Annotated in this window: 3 protein-coding genes and 1 pseudogene; all 4 read left to right on the forward strand. The window is 40.9% G+C overall.

Annotated elements, in window-relative coordinates:
- Window positions 1-137: 137 nt before the first annotated feature.
- Complete coding sequence (locus H6B30_RS15650; protein WP_205112196.1) at window positions 138-1,361, forward strand: site-specific integrase; 1,224 nt, start codon at window positions 138-140, stop codon at window positions 1,359-1,361.
- Window positions 1,358-2,350 carry a tyrosine-type recombinase/integrase gene (locus H6B30_RS15655; protein ID WP_205112197.1) on the forward strand — a complete coding sequence of 331 codons (993 nt, stop codon included), beginning with the start codon at window positions 1,358-1,360 and terminating at the stop codon, window positions 2,348-2,350. Before H6B30_RS15650 ends, H6B30_RS15655 begins: the two co-directional genes overlap by 4 nt.
- Window positions 2,347-2,634: pseudogene (locus H6B30_RS16760) on the forward strand (site-specific integrase); the annotation flags it as partial. The gene H6B30_RS15655 and the pseudogene H6B30_RS16760, both read left to right, overlap by 4 nt.
- A gap of 45 nt (window positions 2,635-2,679) precedes the next feature.
- Window positions 2,680-3,354, forward strand: a complete 675-nt coding sequence (locus H6B30_RS15660) for a tyrosine-type recombinase/integrase (RefSeq protein WP_239484172.1) — start codon at window positions 2,680-2,682, stop codon at window positions 3,352-3,354.
- The last annotated feature ends 91 nt before the right edge of the window (window positions 3,355-3,445 follow it).

Raw genomic sequence — 3,445 nt, forward strand, 5'->3', positions numbered from 1 at the left:
CATTATGCAAAGTGTTATATTATGCGAAGTGTCATATTTTAGCTGCTGATTATTAATAAAATATCAAAAAACGCTATGCATAATATTTCTTGTCGGTTTCTATCCATATATTAATGGAGAACCAATAACATTGTATTATGCAAGAAGTGAAATTAAAAGAATTAGTAGCTCTGGTGAATAAAGAGCTTGTTAAAAGAGGGTATCACAAGAAAACCATCGCTATCTATAATAGAGCATGGCAATTTCTTGTAAAATGTTTCGATGCGAAGAAAGAAGAATTTTTCTCGCTTAATACAGCAATGCGTATTCTTGAAGAAGAATGTAATTTTTTTGAGAAACGCGAGCGTGGATTACTGGATGTACAGTCCAAGAGGCTCTATCAGAGTATATGTTTACTGAGTGATTGCAATCTCCATAGGGTGATTTTTCGACGCAGTGATGGTAAAATGTATCATCTGACTAAAGAAGTCCATTGGAGAATTTTGGAAGGATTCCAATCTTATTGCGCCAGCCGTTATGCTTTCTATACAATTGAGGGATATGGCAGATCTGCAAGAAAACTTTTGTACTTTATCGATGCCAGGGACATCCTTATCGGCGATTTGTCTTCTGATATTCTTTGTGATTTCGTGAAGACCTTGTTTGGTTATTCCCCGAAAATGGTTGAGTTTACGTTCAGTGGAATAAAATGCTTTTTGCGTTACCTCCATGAACACGGGTATTTATCAACAGACTTTTCGGCTTCTCTTCCTAAGGTGAAAGTTCCCCAAAAGGCGCGTATTCCCTCTGTATGGGAAGAAGAAACTTTGGAGAAGTTGCTGGAAGTGATAGACAAAGGTAATCCTTCCGGGAAACGGGACTATGCAATAATCTTGTTAGCCAGTATGCTTGGTATGAGGGCAATTGACATATGCAAGATGAAATTCCAAAACATAAATTGGGAGGAACGACGAATAGATATTGTACAGAGTAAGTCCCAAAGGTCTGTTACTTATCCTTTGCTGTCAGTTATCGGGTGGGCAATCATAGACTACGTCCGGCATGGCCGCCCAGAATGCGAATGCCCGGAAATTTTTGTGACACATACACTTCCGCACCGTCCCTTCTCATGTTCGGCAAGTTTGGACAATATGATTCTCAAGTATATGAAACAGGCACATATCAGTGTACGGAAAGACAAGAAATACGGGATGCATTCACTTCGCCACACCTATGCCACATCATTAATGGAGAAGCATTTCCCCATAGAAGATATAGCCCAACTTATGGGACATGTAAATCCAAATACCACGGCAATCTATCTGAAGAGCAGCATTGGACTGCTGTCGGAATGTGCCCTAACCATAGAAGATGAGTCATGAAAAAGCTAAAATCAAACTTTGCCCGACTTATTGAGGAGTTCATAGAACTGGAGATGAACTTGGGCTACAAATTTACTTCACAAACAAGAATTCTACAGGAGTTTGATGCTTACTGCGTCTCAAATTTTCCAGACTCTGTTACTATAGACAAGGATTTAGTCCTTAGCTGGCTGTCACACCATAAGGATAAGCATCCATCGACAGTCGAAACAAAAATATCTCCTGTGAACTGTCTTGCAAGGTTTTGTCGTTCAAGGGGTATCGAAGCGTATTCGATGCCCAAAGGATTTATGCCGAAGAAAGTCAAGTACAGACCGTATATTTTTAGCGATGATGAAATCAAACGTCTTTTCGAATCAATCGACAATTCCTGCAAGTTCAGCCATATCGTTCCACTTCGTCATTTAGTCCTGCCTGTATTCTTTCGAACGCTGTATTGCTGCGGCCTCCGAGTGTCCGAGGCACGTTTGATACAAGTGAAAGATGTAGATTTGGAAATGGGCGTTCTTACCTTGACCCATACAAAAAACAACAAAATAAGGCAGGTGCCGGTACATCCGGACCTACTTGGCAGGCTGAGGGTTTACCATGATGCAGTGCATCCGTTTTCCAAACCAGATGCCCCGTTTTTCCCCGGCATGAATGGAAATCCTATGACTGTTGGCAATGTGTACCACAATTTCCGCAGGTTTTTATGGCATGCAAGGATTTCTCATTGCGGGAAGACTCCCATAGGAGAAACCGGAGCGCCAAATGTGCATTCGCTCCGCCATACGTTCGCTGTCAATTGCTTGAGGAAGTGGATGAAACAAGGCAAAAACCTTCATGCATACCTACCCGTGCTTCAAGAGTATCTTGGCCATGTGAACATATCTGATACTGAATACTATCTCCACTTCTCTGCTGACATGACCGAAGATATAAGAGAGACCCTTGAAAATAGGCTGGGGTGCATGATTCCAACAACTAATAAAACAACAATGCGATGAAAAATCCTACCGATTTTGCTTATTATCTATCGAAGTATTTCAATGTTTTCTTGAAAGGTTGCCGTAACCTGAGCGGAAATACCATATCAGCTTACGGTCATACTTTCAGATTGTTGATACGGTTCTTTGAGGAAAAACGATCCGTTCAAGTTAGCAGGTTATCCTTGAAGCATATAGACAGACAGGCCGTTTGTGACTTTTTGGACTGGCTACAGAAAGGACGGTCGTGCTCTAACTCTACACGAAACAGCCGTTTGGCCGCTATACATTCCTTCTATCGTTACTTACAGTCCGAAATCCCGGAATGCATACATACCAGCCAAACCATTATGGCTATTCCTTACCGAAAGGCAGATTCGCCTATTTTGAATTATCTGAGCAAAGAGCAAGTAAGACGTTTGCTTTTAGAACCGGATTTACGAAATGCTAAAGAAAGAAGGGATGGCGTACTTTTATGTGTACTCTATGATACTGGAGCCAGAGTACAGGAATTGTGCGACTTGAAAATCCGTGATTTTTCATACGGATCTTCTGCCTGCATTACATTGAAGGGAAAAGGACGAAAAAGCCGGGTTGTACCCATAGTTGAAAACACCAAGCATTTGCTGACAGGGTATATAAAGGAGAACAGGCTTGATACGCCTGACAAACAGGATTATCCTTTGTTCTTCAATCAGCACAAAGAACCTCTCACTCGTGGAGGAATTACTTATATTCTGAAAAAATACACTTCAAGAATCAAGGATATAACCATGCCTAAAAACATCTCACCGCACATTCTGAGGCATAGTAAAGCAATGCATTTGCTACAAGCCGGTTACAACATGATTATCATACGTGACTGGCTTGGGCATGTGTCTGTTAAAACTACGGAAATATATGCCCGCTTGGACGTGAATGCCAAGAGATTGATTCTTGAAGAGGCTTTTCCGATGAAAGATAAAACTGAGTATCCAGACTGGACTGAAGACAAGAATCTCATGGATTTCTTGAAAAGTCTATGACTTTTATGCGTAGCGTTGCTGCTAAATAATATTGAATAATAGCTATTTATTAGTAACGCTACGCATAATATAACACTTTGCATAATGGTGC

The organism is Marseilla massiliensis, from assembly GCF_016899955.1.
Lineage (GTDB): Bacteria > Bacteroidota > Bacteroidia > Bacteroidales > Bacteroidaceae > Prevotella > Prevotella intestinigallinarum.

Excerpts from the sequence above, each read along its gene's own strand:
- H6B30_RS15650 (WP_205112196.1), top strand. The coding sequence starts at position 138 with ATGCAAGAAGTGAAATTAAAAGAATTAGTAGCTCTGGTGAATAAAGAG.
- H6B30_RS15660 (WP_239484172.1), top strand. The coding sequence starts at position 2,680 with ATGGCTATTCCTTACCGAAAGGCAGATTCGCCTATTTTGAATTATCTG.
- H6B30_RS15655 (WP_205112197.1), top strand. The coding sequence starts at position 1,358 with ATGAAAAAGCTAAAATCAAACTTTGCCCGACTTATTGAGGAGTTCATA.